Here is a 17,498-nt window from a genome sequence, read left to right on the forward strand (position 1 = left end):
TTAAAAAAGTGATCCTTGAGTGCCATCCCCTTTTACATCATCATCCTCTTCAGGCGTAACTTCTGATTCGCTATCTGACTCGATCACTTCTTGTTCTGGCTCTTCTTCTGGTTCCTCCTCATAAGGCAAAGGATCAAGAAGATTGATTTGTTTTAATTTTTCAGTATAAAACTGATTACCTAAAGCATTGATTCCTTTAATTGCTATAAACTCTTCTATATCAACACTTTCGTTGGGTTTTTGATCTTTGTTTCTTTCTTTATAAAACACCATCTCAACCACCGGTCTATAGTCTGTAGACACGATCTCTAATTGAGTATCTGCGTGATCTGAAACAAAAACCTCTTCCTTTTCCGGGTTCTCGATCAAAAAGCGTTTTACATAATAGCGCTCCCGGTTTCCGTCCCAGTAAATTGCAGAGATGGGTTTGTTGGGGATCCATTTTTCAAGCACGATCATCTTGGTATCAAACCTTGTGGTGAGTTCTGGTGTTATGGTTTTTACAACACCGTCTTGAGTAATGATCAATAAACGATCTTCTCCTTTAAATTCTCCCAACAACTCTCCTCTTCCGTCAACATTAAGACGCTGAACGGTATCGTCGAACCATATTTTACGCGGCTTGAGTGTTGAAACTCCCTTCTCTTTTAATTCAATCGTGCGTACCGAATGCTTCGTAGCAAGATTTCCGTTAGCGTTTCTTCCTTTTATTAGAATATCAGAAAAGTCAAGATCAAATTTGAGTTTTTTGATATTCCCTACAGCTCTTAAATAAACCGATACAACTTCGGCCTCTCCATTAGGATTTGCTGAGAAATACAATACTTGCGAGCCTTTTTTACCTTTGGTCATATCGTATTCCCGGTCACGCGTTACACTCGTTACATTAAAGCGTTTAACATAAGTGGCACCGCCTTTACCGTCCCGATACAGCATATTATAAATCGTACGCTTGTCTTTCTTTTTAAATACGGCTACGTGTATGATGTCTTTACCTACAAAGGTCTTGGTGTCTACTTTGGTCACCATCATAACTCCTTCTTTGGTAAATACGATAATATCATCAATATCAGCACAATCGGTGACGTACTCATCTTTTTTAAGAGATGTACCTACAAAACCTTCTTTGCGATTTACGTACAACTTGGTGTTACGAATAACCACCTTAGAAGCTTCGATATCATCAAAAAGTTTTATTTCGGTCTTACGTTCGCGACCTGCACCAAATTCCTTTTTAAGTCTTTTGAAATAGGCGATCGCATAATCTGTGAGATGCTCCAGATGATGCTTTACCTCTGCGATTTGATCTTCTAAAGCTTCAATGCGTTGCTGGGCCTTATCGATATCAAATTTTGAAATACGCTTGATCCTAATTTCAGTAAGACGAACCAAATCTTCCTCAACAACGGGACGTTTTAAATGACCGATGTGTGGCTTAAGCCCTTCATTTATGGCGTGAAGCACGCCGTCCCAAGTAGTTTCTTCTTCGATATCACGATAGATCCTGTTTTCGATAAAGATGCGCTCGAGCGATGCATAATGCCATTGATTTTCAAGCTCTTCAAGTTGAATTTCTAATTCCTGACGCAATAAATCTTTAGTACGATCTGTAGAGATCCTAAGCATTTCACTAACCCCAACAAATAGAGGTTTGTTGTCTTCAATTACACAACCTAATGGCGAAATCGAAACCTCGCAATTGGTAAAAGCATAAAGCGCTCCAATGGTTTTGTCGGGAGAAAGACCAGCCGGTAAATGCACCAAGATTTCCACCTGAGAAGAGGTGTTATCCTCAATACGTTTTATTTTAAGCTTTCCTTTATCATTTGCTTTTAATATATTATCAATCAGCGATGTAGTTGTGGTGGTAAAAGGTATTTCGGTAATTACCAAAGTGTTCTTGTCGAGCTGACTTATTTTAGCTCTAACGCGTATGCGACCGCCACGTTTTCCATCTTTATAATCACTAAAATCGGCCTCTCCTGCGGAAGGAAAATCAGGTAAAATTTTAAATTTCTTTCCTTCTAAATGTTTAACCGAAGCATCGATCAATTCCACAAAATTATGCGGCAGCACTTTTGTGCTTAAACCTACCGCGATACCTTCAGCACCTTGAGCCAGCAAAAGCGGAAATTTTACCGGAAGGTTTATAGGTTCTTTTCTACGACCGTCGTAGGAAGCTTGCCAATCTGTAATTTTCGGACTAAACAAAACTTCCAATGCAAATTTTGAAAGTCTCGCTTCGATATATCGCGAAGCAGCAGCACTATCACCGGTAAGCGTATTCCCCCAGTTTCCTTGTGTATCGATCAAAAGGTCTTTTTGGCCCATTTGTACCATCGCATCTGCAATACTTGCATCACCGTGCGGATGGTACTGCATCGTATGTCCCACGATATTGGCTACTTTATTATAACGCCCATCATCAAGATCTTTCATCGAGTGCATGATTCGGCGTTGTACAGGTTTGAAACCATCTTCGATTGCAGGTACCGCACGCTCTAAAATAACATAGGATGCATAATCAAGAAACCAATCTTTAAACATCCCCGTTACACGGGTGATGGTTTCGCCGGAATTCTCGTCTTCTGGTTGGTCTAAATTTGGATCTTCGTAGTTTTCGCTCATAGTGCTTTATCTCAAAAGATAAATAGGGAGTTTTCTAATTTTAATTTTCTAAAACAGGATCTAATTCAACTTTAAGGTTGTTGATGATAAACTTTTGACGGTCTGGAGTGTTTTTACCCATATAGAATTGTAAAATTTCTTCAATAGACATCGCTTCATCTAACATAATTGGCGCCAAACGAATATTTTCTCCAATAAAGTGTTTAAACTCATCCGGAGAAATTTCACCAAGACCTTTAAATCGAGTAATTTCAGGTTTACCACTCAATTCTTCAATCGCATCTCTTCGCTCCTGCTCGCTGTAACAATAAATAGTTTTCTTTTTATTACGCACTCTAAAAAGTGGCGTCTCGAGAATGAACAAATGCCCCTCCTTGATCAGCTCCGGGAAAAATTGAAGAAAGAACGTTATAAGTAATAAGCGAATGTGCATCCCGTCGACATCGGCATCTGTTGCGATCACAATATTGTTATATCGCAAATCTTCCATCGACTCTTCAATATTCAAAGCAGATTGCAAGAGGTTGAATTCTTCATTCTCATATACGATCTTCTTACTCATATTGTAAGAATTAAGCGGTTTACCACGTAAACTAAAAACAGCTTGTGTATTTACATCCCGCGATTTTGTGATCGAGCCCGAAGCAGAATCCCCCTCGGTTATAAAAAGGGTGCTCTCTAGATTACGTTCCTTCTTACTGTCAGTAAGATGCACTCGACAATCTCTGAGCTTTTTATTATGTAAACTCGCTTTTTTTGCGCGCTCCTTAGCCAGTTTTCTAATTCCGCTTAACTCGGTACGCTCCCGCTCTGCCTGCAAAATTTTACGCTGAAGCTTTTCTGCAGTCTCAGGATTCTTATGTAAATAATTATCAAGCTTTGTTTTGAGGAAATCATTTACATAGGTTCGCACCGTAGGTAATTCCCCGCCCATATCTGTAGAACCGAGTTTTGTTTTGGTCTGCGACTCAAAAACCGGCTCCATTACCTTGATGCTTATTGCAGAAACGATAGATTTACGTATATCTGAAGCATCATAATTTTTATTGTAAAACTCTCTGATCGTACGCACAACGGCTTCTCTAAAAGCGGCCTGATGCGTCCCTCCTTGCGTCGTGTTCTGACCATTAACAAATGAATGATACTCTTCAGAATACTGCGTGCGACTGTGGGTAAGCGCAACTTCAATATCATCTCCCCGCAAATGAATTATAGGATACAGAATGTCATTTTCGGCAATACGATCACCCAGCAAATCTTTCAGTCCGTTTTCAGAATAGAATTTTTCACCATTAAAAACAATGGTCAATCCCGGATTGAGATAGACGTAGTTTTTAAGCATTCGCGAGACATACTCATTTCTGAACTTGTAGTTTTTGAAAATGGTATCATCAGGAACAAACGTAATTTTGGTACCCTTGCGTCGCGAAGTTTCGTCGAGAAACTCTTCATCTTTTAGAGTCCCGCGTTCAAACTCAGCCGAAGCCGATTTGTTATCTCGCGTAGATTCAACTCTAAAGTATTCTGAAAGCGCATTTACCGCTTTGGTACCTACACCGTTGAGTCCAACTGATTTTTTAAACGCTCGGGAATCATACTTACCACCGGTATTCATTTTAGAAACCACATCAACCACTTTACCCAATGGTATACCACGACCGTAATCACGTACGATCACTCGGGTTCCCTGAATGCTGACTTCAATGGTTTTACCGGCGCCCATCACAAACTCATCGATAGAGTTGTCAAGCACCTCTTTTAAAAGAATATAAATACCATCGTCTGCACTCGAGCCGTCTCCCAGTTTACCAATGTACATTCCAGGACGCATACGTATATGCTCCTTCCAGTCAAGGGATCTAATATTGTCCTCGGTGTATTTTGTTTGTTCTGCCATAAAAGAAAGGGATGTCTGCTAATATAGTATTTCGCAGAGGTTTTTTAAAGCCGAAAAACTCAATTTAATTAACAAAGTTTTGAAGAATCTCTAGAATCGCGCTAAACTACTGAAAATTAGATTATAGGTTCACCGTTCAAATCTGTGGTTAAAATTTCGCTCATATGATCAAAAAAAGGCATTAAAAGCTTGAAGTGTGCTAATAGTTGCTCCTGAAAATCTTCAGCCAGTACTTCAGCATCGGTATACTGATGCGTTACATAGAAATTCTTATTCCGAATAAGGTCTATATTGGGATCTTCTTTGCTAAAACCTTTAGGAGCGGTCTTCACCTGACTTTCGGTATTGAAGCCCCCATAAACCCTTTTGAAATCGGGTTGTTTTAAAATGTTACGAATGGGATCGGCATCCAGTTCAATTTCTTTTCTAATGCGCAACAGATCTGCCGGTTCGGGTTTGAAAAATCCGCCTCCTGCAAAACTGGCGCCGGGTGCCATCTGGAAGTAAAAACTCCCTCGCCGATGCACTCCTGATCGTGAAAAAATAGCTCCACGATTTGTTTTATACGGCATTTTATTTTTACTAAAACGTATGTCTCTATTGATTCTAAACACTTTAACACGCTCAATATCATCAAAACCGTTTAATTGATTTTTGGTGTCTTCACAAAAGTGTTTAAACTCTTTTTCTAAACGTTTATACTCGGCTTTATGAGCATCCATCCAATCTTTATGGTTGTTTGCTTTGAGTTCTTTTAAAAACTGAAAATAGGCCTTAGGCAAGGTTACAGACATGAGAAATTTAATTTAGGCCAATGAGTCAACGGCCTGATATTAATCTTTATAAAACTTAAAAAATTTGATTATTTTTATTAGAATCTAGAATTTTTGCAATTCGATATTCTTCTTTAAAAATAACCAATTATGACCACAGTTAAACCGAACCGCACGTATTGGATTATTACAACGCTAGGCCTTTTATGGAATTTAATGGGCGTTTTTGCATTCTTAGGACAAACCTTCGTAAGTGGCGATGCGCTTTCAGAATTGCCACCAGAGCAAGTTGCGCTTATTGAAAGCACCCCTCAATGGCTCACGGGTATTTTTGCTATTGCAACATTAACCGGACTTCTAGGGAGTGTGTTTCTTTTGCTTCGGAAAAGCCTCGCCGTATCCTTATTCTTGATCTCATTAGTTGGTGTGCTTATTCAGATGGGATATTCCTTTTTTGCGACCAATGCGCTAGAAGTCTACGGCACTGTACAAGGTCTAATAATGCCTTTGATCGTTATATTTATAGCATTTTACCTCTACTTTTTCAGCAAGCGATGTTCTAAGCAAAGGATTTTGAAATAAATTTAGTCAAAAGCTACTTCAAACTATTACAGTTAAAATATTAAACTCCTATGCTCAAGAGTTTATATTCATTTGACTTAAAGTCAAAATTGCATATAAACAAATCTATCTTTAGTTATTTTACTTCACTTTGTTCAATTTCTTTAATAGATTTTCCGTTTTCATTTTTCCAAACGTTACGACCATTAACAGAATATCCAAGTATTACAGCTGCAGCTGCAGAAGGGCTTGAAAATAGATGCTTTTTAGAAAAAAATAATTTTCCCTTTGAGGTTCTAGCAATAAAACCCTCATCAATCAAGGATTCTCTTAAAGCACCATATCCATAATTTTTTGTAGGATTATCAGCGACTTCTGAATTTTCCAAAACAACCAGACCTTCATTTGTTTGAATAGCGTGAGCTATAATTCCGCTTACATTTAAACTTAATTCTATTTCGTCTTTTTTATTGGATATTTTTTCTTCTGTATCATTAACTATTTCAGTTGTTTCCGGAATATTCTTAATAGAAATCGGATTTTCTAAAAATTTATGGCCTAAAGTACCTGTTAACAATTTGATATTGGCCAAAAATTCTTCCATTGCATCTCTGTCTGGCAAAGGTAGTCGGTTTAAGTTAGGACTGTTTCCATTTTTAAGTTTATACCTTTCTGTCTGTTTAGCAATTTCTACAATTCGACTTTCAAGATATTTTATATGAGATTTAGTTAAGTTATCGTCTTTACTTGTAAAAACTATAACTTCATTCCAAAAATCTTTTTTCAAATCATGATTTTTCAATCTATCCCAGACATTTTCAGCTTCTCCAATATATACCATTGGTTTCATAGTGTCCTGTTCGTAACCAATTAAGAAATAAACACCTTGCGTATTAATTGCAACCGAAAAATGTTTGTTTAAATCCGATATTTTAGTTCTAGGACAAGAAAGTGATTGAATTGTATGATTAACAAGTTCTGCGAACTTAATTCCAGTTACACTTCCTTCTTTTAAATATATTCTAATACTTTTTCCTAATATCATTGGCTTATTTTAACTAAAGGCAACATAAATTACAACCACTTTTTTCGCTTAAAATAATAGAGCAGTCCTAAGAACACAGCGATCATTGCTGCCCATAAATAGTAATAACCATACCTTAAATGTAGCTCCGGTATATGGTCAAAATTCATCCCGTAAATACCGGCCATAAACGTTAGCGGAATAAATATACTCGCCATAATCGTAAGCACCTTCATAACTTCGTTCATTTTATTACTTATGGTGGTCATGTACATGTCCATAAGTCCCCACGTCATTTCTCGATAAATATCGATACTGTCGGTCACTTGGGTAACGTGATCATATAAATCTCGAATGTAGGTTATGGTACGTTCGTCAATCAATTGACTATCGATTTTCTCCAGGCGGTTCACCACTTCCCTAAATGGAAAAACAGCTTTACGCAATCTTAGCACTTCCCGTTTCAATTCTTGAATATCTTGTGTAATATCCTGCTCTGCTGTATTTGAAAATAAAATATCTTCAAGTGCTTCTATACGGTCGCTCATAGTTTCAATAAGCGTAAAATAGTGGTCAACCACAGCATCCATTATCGCAAACATTAAATAGTCTGCTCCTGCATTGCGCACGCGGCCTTTTGCATTGGCAATACGTTGACGCAACGAATCAAAAACATCACCATCGGCTTCCTGAAAAGTGATCAGGTAATTTTCACCCAAAACAAGACTTATATGTTCGTTCATAAACACACCTTCATCATTGTAATAGAGCATTTTGAAAACGACAAAAAGATAATCTGGATATTCATCAATTTTAGGACGTTGACTGGTATCAACGATATCTTCTAAAATCAACGGGTGCAATTTATAATGCTCTCCTAAGCGCTCAATTTGATCAATATCACTTAATCCATTGATATTGATCCAGGATATTTCTTCAGGATGTTTTTTATTAAATGCCTGTGAGACATCGTCAACCGTTACATTCTTATGAATGGATGGTGAATAATCAATAAGATCAACTGTAACGTGCTTTTGCTCTTTGCTCCCAGTATAGGTAAGTGTTCCCGGTACGTCATTCTGTATTTTCTTATGCGCCAGTTTGATTTTAGGAATCTTAGGGATTTTCGGCTTTTTTATTTTAATTCTTTTGGTCATCGATAGCAATTTAACAAGCTAAAAATAGAAAAAGTCCGCCTAACGACGGACTTTTAATTTTCTATTTATGTCCCGTCCTGAAATAAGTTGACACAAATTCGACTTATTTATGAAAGACTCAGAAGGAGCTGAGAAGAAACGCACTCAGCGTGATTACAATTTAGGCTTTAAATTGGCGGTTGTATCTCAGGTAGAAAAGGGCGAAATGACTTATAAGCAAGCCCAAAAAGCATATGGTATTCAAGGAAGGAGTACTGTTTTGGTTTGGTTACGCAAACACGGTAACTTAGACTGGAGTAAACCAAAGACAAGACTTACCTGTAACACAATGAAAGAAACACCTGCTCAAAAGATCAAGAGGCTTGAAAAAGAGCTATCAGATGAGAAGCTTAAAAATAAGATTCTCAACACGATGATCGACATCTCAGATCAGCAATACGGAACTTCTATTCGAAAAAAGCATTTGCCCAATCAATCCAACGAATCCGGCAAGAACACCGACTAAGCCTGTCACGTTGTTGCAGATTGTTTGGGATAAGCAGACAGGCTGTCTATCAATCAGAAAAGCGAGAACAGATAAGAGCTGATGAACTTGCTTTAATCAAACCGCTGATTTTAAGGGTCCGCCGGCAAATGCCAAGGCTAGGCACTCGTAAACTGTATTATTTACTCAAGGTTGAGTTTCAAAAGATGGGAGTTAAAATAGGCAGAGATGCCCTATTTGACTATCTCAGGTCAGAATCAATGCTTATAAAACAAAAAAAGAATTACACAAGAACAACAGATTCTAGGCATTGGCTAAAAAAACACCCCAACCTGATGAAAGATGTTACGCCCGTAAGACCAGAGCAATACTTTGTAAGCGATATTACTTACATCAAGAGTAGAGAAAGAACTCACTATCTTTCCTTGGTGACAGACGCTTTTAGCAGAAAAATAATGGGCTACCACCTAAGTGATGATATGAGTGCAGAAAATGTAGTTAAAGCAATGAAAATGGCTAATAAAAGTAGAACCACATCAAGCGAGGTAATACACCATTCTGACAGAGGCTTGCAATATTGCTCCTCGTTATATCAAACTCAATTGAAGCGATCAAATGCATTACCATCAATGACAGATGGGTATGACTGCTATCAAAATGCGTTAGCAGAACGAATTAACGGGATATTGAAGGAAGAGTTCTTCATAAACAAATGCAATACAGGTAAAGAACTCAGACTGTTGATTCAGCAGTCAATAAAAACATATAACAATGAAAGACCACATCTAAGCCTTAACTACAAAACACCTAATTTTATACACAACAAAAAATCCGGTGAAGCTAGCTTCACCGGATTGATTTAAACTTTTAAAAACTGTCAACCTATTTTAGGACGACTCATTATATTGGATTATGCGTGTTGCAACTCGTGTTTTCCTTCATTGATTTCCTCAATTACTTTTGCATTAAATGCTGGTAAATCATTAGGATTTCTACTCGTTACTAGAGCTTCGTCCACCACTACTTCTTTATCAACCCACAATGCTCCTGCATTTTCCAAGTCTTTCTTGATCGATGAGAATGAAGTTAAAGTTCTTCCTTCAACTACGTCTGCACTGATCAATACTTGTGGTGCGTGGCATATTGCTGCTACAGGCTTATGTTGCTTGAAGAAATCTCTTATAAATACAAGCGCATTTTCATTTCTTCTTAACTGATCGGGATTGATCACACCTCCTGGTAATACCAATGCGTTATAATCTTTTGCTGAAACTTCGTCTAAAGTTTTATCTACATTATAATCTTTCCCCCAGTCGGTTTCTGCCCAAGCTTTAATGGTTCCAGATTTTTCACTTACGATATCTACTTGAAATCCTTCCTTCTTCATTGCTTCTAAAGGTGAAGTAAGTTCACTTTCTTCAAATCCGTTAGTTGCTAAAATCGCTACCTTTTTCATAGTATATTGTTTTTGTTGATTGTAAAATTAATTCAATAACAAAGTTAGCAGAAGACTTCATCTATAGGAGTTAATGACGGGTTAAAGCTTGCTGTGTAAGGGTTAAGCTTTGTTAAGCACGTGTCGATTTAACTTAAATTAAGTCAAATTCATCTACTCAAGATTGACCTCTTGCAAGATCAATCCGGAAGCCTGAGCGATATGCGTGAGTTTAAAGGGAATTTTACCGTCTAAGCTTTTTTCAAAAGCTTCCCAAGACAATACACCGCTCCCCAAATCAAATAATGCTCCCATCATTAAACGCACTTGATGCCTTTTAAATCCGGCTCCCACTACTCTAAAAACATAAGAATGCTTCGGAAAGAAATTAGCAGTATATAAGGTATTCTCTTCAATCACTGAAGATTCTATGGTCATCACCGTTTGCGTTTCGGCAGAAGCTTTATACGCATAATTGCGATAATCGTGGGTTCCTTGCATAAGTGCAGCTCCCTTTTGCATCAATTCAATATTAAGCTCCCCTTTTGCATTGATCATATATGGAGCGCAAAATGGATGATTTTTTTCACCGAAGGAAAACAGATAAATGTATTCTTTCAGTTTAGGCGCTTGTATGATATTGGTTTGATCGGCTTTTTCTATGATTTCTAACAAGCGAATGTCCTGCGGAAGGTTTTCATTAAAAAGCTTATGAAACTCTTGTAAATCAGTAAGCGACTCCTCTTTTAAAATAAGCTCTACATAGGTTTCATTTACCGAAACCTTAGCATCTGTACGCCCCGCTGCAATGAATTTAAAATTGTTACGACCTAATACATATTTTAGCGTACGCTGCATCATGCGCTCTACCGTGAGAAGATCGGGCTGCTTTTGCCAGCCGTGGTACCTAAATCCTAAATATTGAATTTTAAGTAAGTAATAAAACTCTTTTTTAAACATAATTCAAAAATAGAATTTTAGTGCTTTAAGAGCGTGTTGTGCAAATACAATTCAATAAATTTGAATGAATCGAAAGACTATGATCAATAAAGATAAAATCGTTAACCAGATCAAGGAGCATAAGCAAAATGCTAATCTCAATTTCAGGTTAAAAACAGATACTCAACGTTTTACAAAAGAACTTTTTGCGACGCTTTTTAATTTTCCCAATGATCTCGATGAAGATCTAGATCGTTTAGAGCGCCTTTTTGAAAATCTTGTTGAACTGGCCTGTTGGGATATTGATAAAAAATGTAGTAAGGTTTGGGACGAGTACGTAGCCGAGCTTCCTGAAGTTTTAAGAAAGCTAAATCTCGACGCCGAGGCTATCTTCAACAATGATCCTGCAGCTGCGAGTATTGAGGAGGTTTATCTGGCTTATCCCGGTTTTTACGCGATAGCAATTTATAGACTTAGTCACGCACTTTATAAAAAAGGCTTTCCTATCGTACCCCGATTAATGACTGAGTATGCGCATCACGTTACCGGAGTAGATATCAATCCCGGTGCAGAGATTGGCGAGTACTTTTTTATGGATCACGCCACGGGTATCGTTATTGGTGAAACCGCAGTCATCAAAGATCACGTGAAGCTCTATCAAGGTGTTACTCTGGGAGCACTAAGTGTTGCAAAAGATCTTCAAGCGGTTAAACGTCACCCCACCATTGAGGAGAATGTAACCATTTATGCAAATGCCACCATTCTTGGTGGAGATACCACCATTGGTGCCAATAGTATTATTGGAGGAAATGTCTGGTTAACAAAGTCGGTCCCACCCTACTCACTTGTTTCGCATAAGCCTGAAATATTGATAAGAGAATTAGAACAGAAATAGTAGGCTTTCCAAAATTTAATTAAATGAATTATTCTATAGAACGCCTTATTGGCAATACACCACTGGTAGAGTCTAAAGTTTTACAGACAAACCCTAAAGTGAAATTATTATTTAAGCTTGAAGGGCAAAATCCGGGCGGAAGCGTTAAAGATCGTGCAGCTTTTAATATGATCACCGCAGCCTTAGAACGTGGCGAGATTACAAAAGATACCAAATTGATCGAAGCCACAAGTGGAAATACCGGTATTGCTCTGGCTATGATTGCCTCGATGTACGGCTTAGATCTTGAAATTGTTATGCCCGAGAATGCAACCAAGGAGCGGGTGCAAACGATGCGAGCCTACGGAGCCACAGTAATTCTTACGTCAAAAGATATAGGTATCGAAGGTGCGAGAGATTTTGCTGAAGCTAAAGTTAAAAATGATGGCTATTTTATGTTTAACCAGTTTTCAAATCCAGACAATTGGAAAGCGCATTATAAAACTACCGGTCCGGAAATTTGGAGGGATACTGAAGGAAAGGTTACGCATTTCGTTTCTTCTATGGGAACTACAGGTACCATAATGGGAACTTCTACATATCTGAAAGAGCAAAATAAAAAAGTTCAAATTGTTGGGGTGCAACCTACTGACGAATCAAGCATTCCCGGTATACGCAAATGGCCAAAAGAATATTTACCTAAAATTTTTGATGCTTCTAAGGTTGATCAGGTTCTCGAAGTAAGCGAGGAAGATGCACGGGCAATGTCAAAGCGACTGGCTAAAGAAGAAGGGATTTTTAGCGGTATGAGCAGTGGTGGCGCTACAGTTGCCGCGTTACGCCTTTGCGAACAGTTAGAAGAAGGCGTGGTGGTCTCAATCATTTGTGATCGCGGAGACCGTTATTTATCGTCAGATTTATTCGATTAAGAAATCAGTTTAGAGAAGCAATATCAAGGATTTTTAGAGACGCCTCAACTAAGGTTTGATTCGTCTTTTTTTCCCTTTTCAAATTTTGAACTGAAGGCTACAAAGAGCATACTCCCCAATGCATTTACTATTTCAAATACGTTGCGCTTCGGTCATCGTATGGAATATTTTATGGAAGCTGCACTCAGAGCGAATGACTTTAGGATTCTGGCTAAAAACCTTCAAATCATTGCAAAGAAAAAGACCTTAGGCGAACTCGACTTTATCTTAGAAACGCCTGATAATTTTCATATTCATGTCGAAATGGTCTATAAATTTTATCTCTATGATCCTGATCGAAAAGGAAGTTGGATCGAAAAACTAGTCGGTCCAAATCTGAAAGACCACTTGTCCTTTAAATTACAAAAATTAAAGGAGCATCAATTTCCAATGTTACAGCAAGAAGAGACGCTTAAACTCTTGGAACAACTTAATATACGTACGAATGCTATTACCCAACAATTATTTTTTAAAGCTCAACTTTTTGTACCGGTCAGCACTAGGATAATTGATTTAGATAAAGAATTAATTGCAGGCAACTTTTATAAACAACACGAACTTGCACTCCTGAATCAAACAACTTATCGATTTTATATTCCAGAAAAGCAAGATTGGGTCTGTGAGCCGTATAACGATGCATACACGCTAAACTTTGATTCTTTTTATGCCACAGCTCAACAACTACTAGAACAGCAACGCTCTTTTATGTTTTGGTGTTTTACTTCAAAAAAGATTGAAAAGCATTTTGCCTGTTGGTGGTAAATAAAATCCTTTAAATTTTCTTTACCTGAACTGCGTTCATTCCTTTTTGTCCTCGCTCCAATTCAAAAGAAACTTTATCATTTTCATCAATGGCATCCTCTAAGATTCCACTAACGTGTACAAAATATTTCTCTTGATTTTCGGTATCAATGATAAAACCAAAACCTTTAGAATGATCAAAGAAAGACACTTTTCCTTTTCTAATTTTGGCCTCCTCAGCAGCGATTTTATCTTCTTCGGTAGTCTTAGGAATACTTATTTGAATATCTTCAATATCAACATCAACCTTCATTGATGGATCTGGCGGTGTGTCTGTAAGATTACCATTGTGATCAACATAAGCGATCATATCTTCAAAGTTTCCACCTGTTGCATTAGCTTTTCTAGCTTCTTTTCGCTTTTGTTTTTCTTCTCGTTTTTTTAATCTCTTTTTCTCTCGTTCTGTTTTGCTATACGTTTGTTGTGATCTTCCCATGGAAAATTTCGGTTAAATAAAATTAGTAATTAGAGTATGTAAAAAAGGAATTGGTACGAGAGGGATACTAAGAAGATGTACAAATAATCTAAACCAAGCGCTATCAATAACTGAGTAAGCCGAAAGCTTATCTCTACTCATCTGCTGTAAAGGTACAAATTATAAAGCGGTATTTTCTGATTCAGCAACACAAGAATATATTGTAGTATTTTTCTTACCTTAAAAATATTTAACCTCGATTATTTGCTCAATATCTTAAATTTCAGTTATTTTGACCTTGTATTAATCCACTTCAACTACTGCTTTTATGTTCTACGGTAAATATTATTTACTGTTTTTTATATCGTGCTCTCCTTTTTGCCTTCTTGGTCAAAAAGCAGTAGGTATAGGGACTTCAAATCCAAGAGTCACGCTTGAAGTTGCCGGGGATGCTATCACGAGAGACGGTATTGAGATTGGAGTCATCGACGACATGGTTGATGCTGATACTTCAACTTTTTTAGTGCAAGAAGACGCCTCAAATAAACTAAAGACCTTAGATGTAAGTAACCCTACCGGTACCGCTTTGGGTTATATTCAAGAATATATAATTGAAAATCCTAACGAAGACTGGGTTCTCAATCTAGATACAAACATTAGCGCTACAGAATTTGTAGTCAATACCATTTCGGCATATTATAATAGAGAATTGGATATTGATGGTTATGCCACAGTGCCAAACTTCTCAGCTTATATTCAAGATGGTACTTGGCGCTTGACTGCAGATTTTCCATCAGCAAATAATTTGTATGATAATGAGATAGGTACTTGGACCATCACTACACTTATTTATTCCCGAGATCTGTCAAAACAGTTGGGAACTATTACTATTCCAATGAATAATGGTTCAGAAGGTTCTCATGCAAACCCAATAATTGACTAGGTTATGCGGTTATTACTAGTATTAATTTTTATCATTTCAGCAAAAAGTTTGGCACAGGTAGGTATTGGTACTACGCAACCTGAAACCGATTTACACGTGGCGGGATCCACCCTAGTACAGGAAGAATTCGAAACAACTCAGCTTGGCTCAACTGATAATAATGATGTTGATTTTAAACTGATAACCCGACTGACCAATTCTAATCCGGTTGGAGAAATAAACAGATTAAATGTAGATAATCTTACCGTTGCTCCCATTAATGTTATAAAATATTATTTTGATGATGTTGATGGTGACAATCTTGAAGATATTGATCTCTCCTATGAGGCTGATCGATATTTGATTGCAATCTCTAATTTTCGATACATTGGTGCCCCCATAGAAAAGCAAGCTGTTGACAACCATAATAGGCCTACCATGGGGAATTTTATTACGCGCGTTTTTACTGCTCCTTCACTTAACGACTCAGAAGTTGAAACCTGGCATTTACAAATTCAAAATACCTTTTTAGACCCTGAATCTGATGAAGAAATTGAGTATGAAATTACTTTGATTGTTTACGATAGATCTTATTATCGAGAATTAACACCAATCGAGACAAACCTTGCAGGTTCAAACACCGGTAGCGTTGCAGCACCAGATATAAAATAAATTTACCGTGAAATCAATTTTATCAATATTTATTTTTTTCTACATAGGGACATCTCTAGCCCAAGTTGGAGTCAATACCATTACGCCTCAGGCTACGCTAGATGTTAATGGCCACATCAAGGTAGACGAGAAATTATTTCTTGAAGCACCAGGGGATTTTAATGAGATTAGAGGTTCTAAACTTTTGGTAGAAAAGCAGGATAAGGAAATCGTACAATACGATATTGAAAATAGTAGATACGGTCCTATAAATTATGCGGAATTAAAGTTTGAAAACACCCAAAATATAGGTATTCAAAATTATGATACTAAAATTCCAATAGATCAGTACGCAGTTACTGTACAGGGATTCTACGTACGCGGTCAATATGGAGAAACTAATGTAGTCGCTTCAAGTGACTCTGGAGATCAATACATCGAAGGTTCTCAAGTTTACTCCTATAAAGATACAGATACCGAGACTTGGCACATAAAGGCATTTGTTAATAATTCAAAATTTAGGCTCTGGAATAATGCTAATATCCAAGTAAATATTTATCTCAATCTCATAATTTATAGAAAAGGCTTACTTGCTAAAGAGGTTGCTGATCAGAGCATAAGTTTATCAAACTCTACAAGTCTCCAAATTGCCAAGCCCGCTGGTTTTTAAACTTTAAGGTTAATCAACAACAACTATTGCCCGGTAAGCTTGGATCTGACGCTGCATCTATTAAAGGCGTTGTTTGTGAAGTTATCCTATTGAGATTAATCGTTGAATCTGTTTTGATTGGCAACAGCTTAAAATATTTTTCTGCTTTTTCTAGATTATAAATGCTTGCTGTAGAAGTATTCCATAACATTACACGCACTTCAACATCCGGAAATTTAATTGAAGCTTCAGCATTCTTGATTAAGCTCAAAAAAGCATTTGGATTGCAGCGATGATTAAAGTTTGGGTTTAGATTTAAATGAACCAAAATACATTGGGTGTTTTCAATAATTCCATCAAGATTAATCATCTTTTCTGTTTGTAAGCCCACCTTTACTACTTGATACTGACTTGGTATTAATTTTCCATCAGGAAACTCAAAACCAATTTTATATGCTTTTTGTAAAATAGATTTAAGAACAGACAGTTTCATAAGGTCTCTTTTTAAATTGAACTCTAAATAAGCTATTTAAACTTTCTATTAGTGTTAACCTAATGCAAAATTTAACAAAAAACCAATGGTTTTAAATTAGGTTAAGTACTTTTACTACGCCTTTAATATCAAGGGGTAACGAAGTAAACATACTATATTAAAAATGAACGCTGAAAATCAAAAGCTGAATCAGGAACTTACCGAAGCATTACAAAAATTACTGGTAAAAAATTACGATGCCGAAAAAGGCTTTATCAAAGCCATGCAAGAAATTGAACACACGGCGCTCAAAGGATTTATGCAGCGTCAAGCAGCAAAGCGTAACCAGTTTGCAACAGAACTCGATAAAGAACTTCACGCTTTAAACGCAAGACCCGAAGATGAAGGTAGCCTTGCGGCTGATTTACATCGCTTTTGGATTGATGTCAAAAGTATCGTGAGCAAAGACGATATTTCTTCTGTACTTGAAGAATGCCTGCGCGGAGAAAAAATGAGTGCCGAAGAATATGAGAATGCATTAGAAAGTGATAAATTTCCACAGCATTTACGCACGGTGATCAACAACCAACTCTCTCAGATCTATCATACCATTGAAGATTTACAGCAACTTGACGATATTGCCAAACTTAGATAATTAACCTCTAATTTTACTTAGGCCTTCTACGGTTTATCACTGGTAGTCAGTATAATTTGAAGAGTAGTTTAGGAAAACTCACAAGTTGAAAAACCATTTTCGACTAAAATATATTCAATAAAACGACACTTTGTTTAAATTATCAATAATTTAAAGCTTTCTTTTTATCAAGTTTAGAGGTGATTAGCATTTA

Annotated in this window: 18 protein-coding genes; 9 read left to right on the top strand and 9 right to left on the bottom strand. The window is 37.1% G+C overall.

Going from position 1 to position 17,498, the window contains the following annotated elements:
- The 3 genes from MED217_RS09255 to MED217_RS09265 all read right to left on the bottom strand — a co-directional run bounded on the left by MED217_RS09255 (nt 1) and on the right by MED217_RS09265 (nt 5,319).
- Complete coding sequence (locus tag MED217_RS09255) at nt 1-2,628, bottom strand: DNA gyrase/topoisomerase IV subunit A (RefSeq protein ID WP_009780249.1); 2,628 nt, start codon at nt 2,626-2,628, stop codon at nt 1-3.
- Nucleotides 2,629-2,668: 40 nt separating this feature from the next.
- A complete protein-coding gene (locus MED217_RS09260; RefSeq protein ID WP_009780250.1) occupies nt 2,669-4,525 on the bottom strand; it encodes a DNA topoisomerase IV subunit B in 1,857 nt (618 codons plus the stop codon).
- Nucleotides 4,526-4,641: 116 nt separating this feature from the next.
- Nucleotides 4,642-5,319 (bottom strand): DUF2461 domain-containing protein, encoded by a 678-nt coding sequence (locus MED217_RS09265; protein WP_009780251.1) that lies wholly within the window; start codon nt 5,317-5,319, stop codon nt 4,642-4,644.
- A 129-nt stretch (nt 5,320-5,448) separates the two neighbouring features.
- Here MED217_RS09265 and MED217_RS09270 point away from each other — a divergent pair, with 129 nt between their 5' ends.
- On the top strand, nt 5,449-5,880 hold the full coding sequence (locus tag MED217_RS09270; RefSeq protein WP_009780252.1) for a hypothetical protein: 432 nt from the start codon (nt 5,449-5,451) through the stop codon (nt 5,878-5,880).
- A 115-nt stretch (nt 5,881-5,995) separates the two neighbouring features.
- Here MED217_RS09270 and MED217_RS09275 read toward each other — a convergent pair whose 3' ends face one another.
- Entirely contained in the window at nt 5,996-6,904 is a 909-nt protein-coding gene (locus MED217_RS09275) for a GIY-YIG nuclease family protein (RefSeq protein WP_009780253.1), read from the bottom strand.
- 29 nt (nt 6,905-6,933) lie between these two features.
- Nucleotides 6,934-8,040, bottom strand: coding sequence for a magnesium/cobalt transporter CorA (gene corA, locus MED217_RS09280; RefSeq protein WP_009780254.1), 1,107 nt, complete (start codon nt 8,038-8,040; stop codon nt 6,934-6,936).
- Between the two features lie 109 nt (nt 8,041-8,149).
- Here corA and MED217_RS09290 point away from each other — a divergent pair.
- Nucleotides 8,150-9,387 (top strand): IS3 family transposase gene (locus MED217_RS09290; RefSeq protein ID WP_230199236.1). Its coding sequence is split into 2 segments (ribosomal slippage): nt 8,150-8,492 and nt 8,492-9,387, totalling 1,239 coding nucleotides; the frame shifts between segments, so codons are not numbered across the junction.
- Nucleotides 9,388-9,434: 47 nt separating this feature from the next.
- Here MED217_RS09290 and MED217_RS09295 read toward each other — a convergent pair.
- Both MED217_RS09295 and MED217_RS09300 read right to left on the bottom strand, forming a co-directional pair.
- A complete protein-coding gene (locus MED217_RS09295) occupies nt 9,435-9,980 on the bottom strand; it encodes a type 1 glutamine amidotransferase domain-containing protein (RefSeq protein ID WP_009780255.1) in 546 nt (181 codons plus the stop codon).
- 153 nt (nt 9,981-10,133) lie between these two features.
- Nucleotides 10,134-10,919, bottom strand: a complete 786-nt coding sequence (locus tag MED217_RS09300; protein WP_009780256.1) for a tRNA pseudouridine synthase A — start codon at nt 10,917-10,919, stop codon at nt 10,134-10,136.
- Between the two features lie 64 nt (nt 10,920-10,983).
- Between MED217_RS09300 and epsC the strand changes: the two genes are divergently transcribed.
- From epsC to MED217_RS18525, 3 genes are all read left to right on the top strand, one after another.
- Nucleotides 10,984-11,793: a serine O-acetyltransferase EpsC gene (epsC, locus tag MED217_RS09305; RefSeq protein ID WP_230199254.1), complete on the top strand. Its 810-nt coding sequence runs from the start codon at nt 10,984-10,986 to the stop codon at nt 11,791-11,793.
- Between the two features lie 23 nt (nt 11,794-11,816).
- Nucleotides 11,817-12,701 (top strand): cysteine synthase CysM, encoded by an 885-nt coding sequence (gene cysM, locus MED217_RS09310; protein ID WP_009780258.1) that lies wholly within the window; start codon nt 11,817-11,819, stop codon nt 12,699-12,701.
- Nucleotides 12,702-12,809: 108 nt separating this feature from the next.
- On the top strand, nt 12,810-13,502 hold the full coding sequence (locus tag MED217_RS18525) for a DUF1853 family protein (RefSeq protein ID WP_262494760.1): 693 nt from the start codon (nt 12,810-12,812) through the stop codon (nt 13,500-13,502).
- Between the two features lie 10 nt (nt 13,503-13,512).
- Here MED217_RS18525 and MED217_RS09320 read toward each other — a convergent pair whose 3' ends face one another.
- A complete protein-coding gene (locus tag MED217_RS09320) occupies nt 13,513-13,977 on the bottom strand; it encodes a cold-shock protein (RefSeq protein WP_009780260.1) in 465 nt (154 codons plus the stop codon).
- A 307-nt stretch (nt 13,978-14,284) separates the two neighbouring features.
- Between MED217_RS09320 and MED217_RS09325 the strand changes: the two genes are divergently transcribed.
- From MED217_RS09325 to MED217_RS09335, 3 genes are read left to right on the top strand one after another with little or no spacing between them, the layout of a single operon-like run.
- The gene (locus MED217_RS09325; protein WP_009780261.1) at nt 14,285-14,899 is read left to right on the top strand and encodes a hypothetical protein; all 615 of its coding nucleotides are present in this window, start codon (nt 14,285-14,287) and stop codon (nt 14,897-14,899) included.
- A 3-nt stretch (nt 14,900-14,902) separates the two neighbouring features.
- Complete coding sequence (locus MED217_RS09330) at nt 14,903-15,550, top strand: hypothetical protein (protein WP_009780262.1); 648 nt, start codon at nt 14,903-14,905, stop codon at nt 15,548-15,550.
- A 7-nt stretch (nt 15,551-15,557) separates the two neighbouring features.
- Nucleotides 15,558-16,199: a hypothetical protein gene (locus tag MED217_RS09335; RefSeq protein ID WP_009780263.1), complete on the top strand. Its 642-nt coding sequence runs from the start codon at nt 15,558-15,560 to the stop codon at nt 16,197-16,199.
- A 13-nt stretch (nt 16,200-16,212) separates the two neighbouring features.
- Here MED217_RS09335 and MED217_RS09340 read toward each other — a convergent pair whose 3' ends face one another.
- Nucleotides 16,213-16,671 (bottom strand): DUF6428 family protein, encoded by a 459-nt coding sequence (locus tag MED217_RS09340; protein WP_009780264.1) that lies wholly within the window; start codon nt 16,669-16,671, stop codon nt 16,213-16,215.
- 163 nt (nt 16,672-16,834) lie between these two features.
- On the opposite strand from MED217_RS09340, the gene MED217_RS09345 reads away from it, so the two are divergent.
- Nucleotides 16,835-17,305 carry a ferritin-like domain-containing protein gene (locus MED217_RS09345; protein WP_009780265.1) on the top strand — a complete coding sequence of 157 codons (471 nt, stop codon included), beginning with the start codon at nt 16,835-16,837 and terminating at the stop codon, nt 17,303-17,305.
- The last annotated feature ends 193 nt before the right edge of the window (nt 17,306-17,498 follow it).

This window comes from Leeuwenhoekiella blandensis MED217 (assembly GCF_000152985.1).
Classification (GTDB): Bacteria; Bacteroidota; Bacteroidia; order Flavobacteriales; family Flavobacteriaceae; genus Leeuwenhoekiella; species Leeuwenhoekiella blandensis.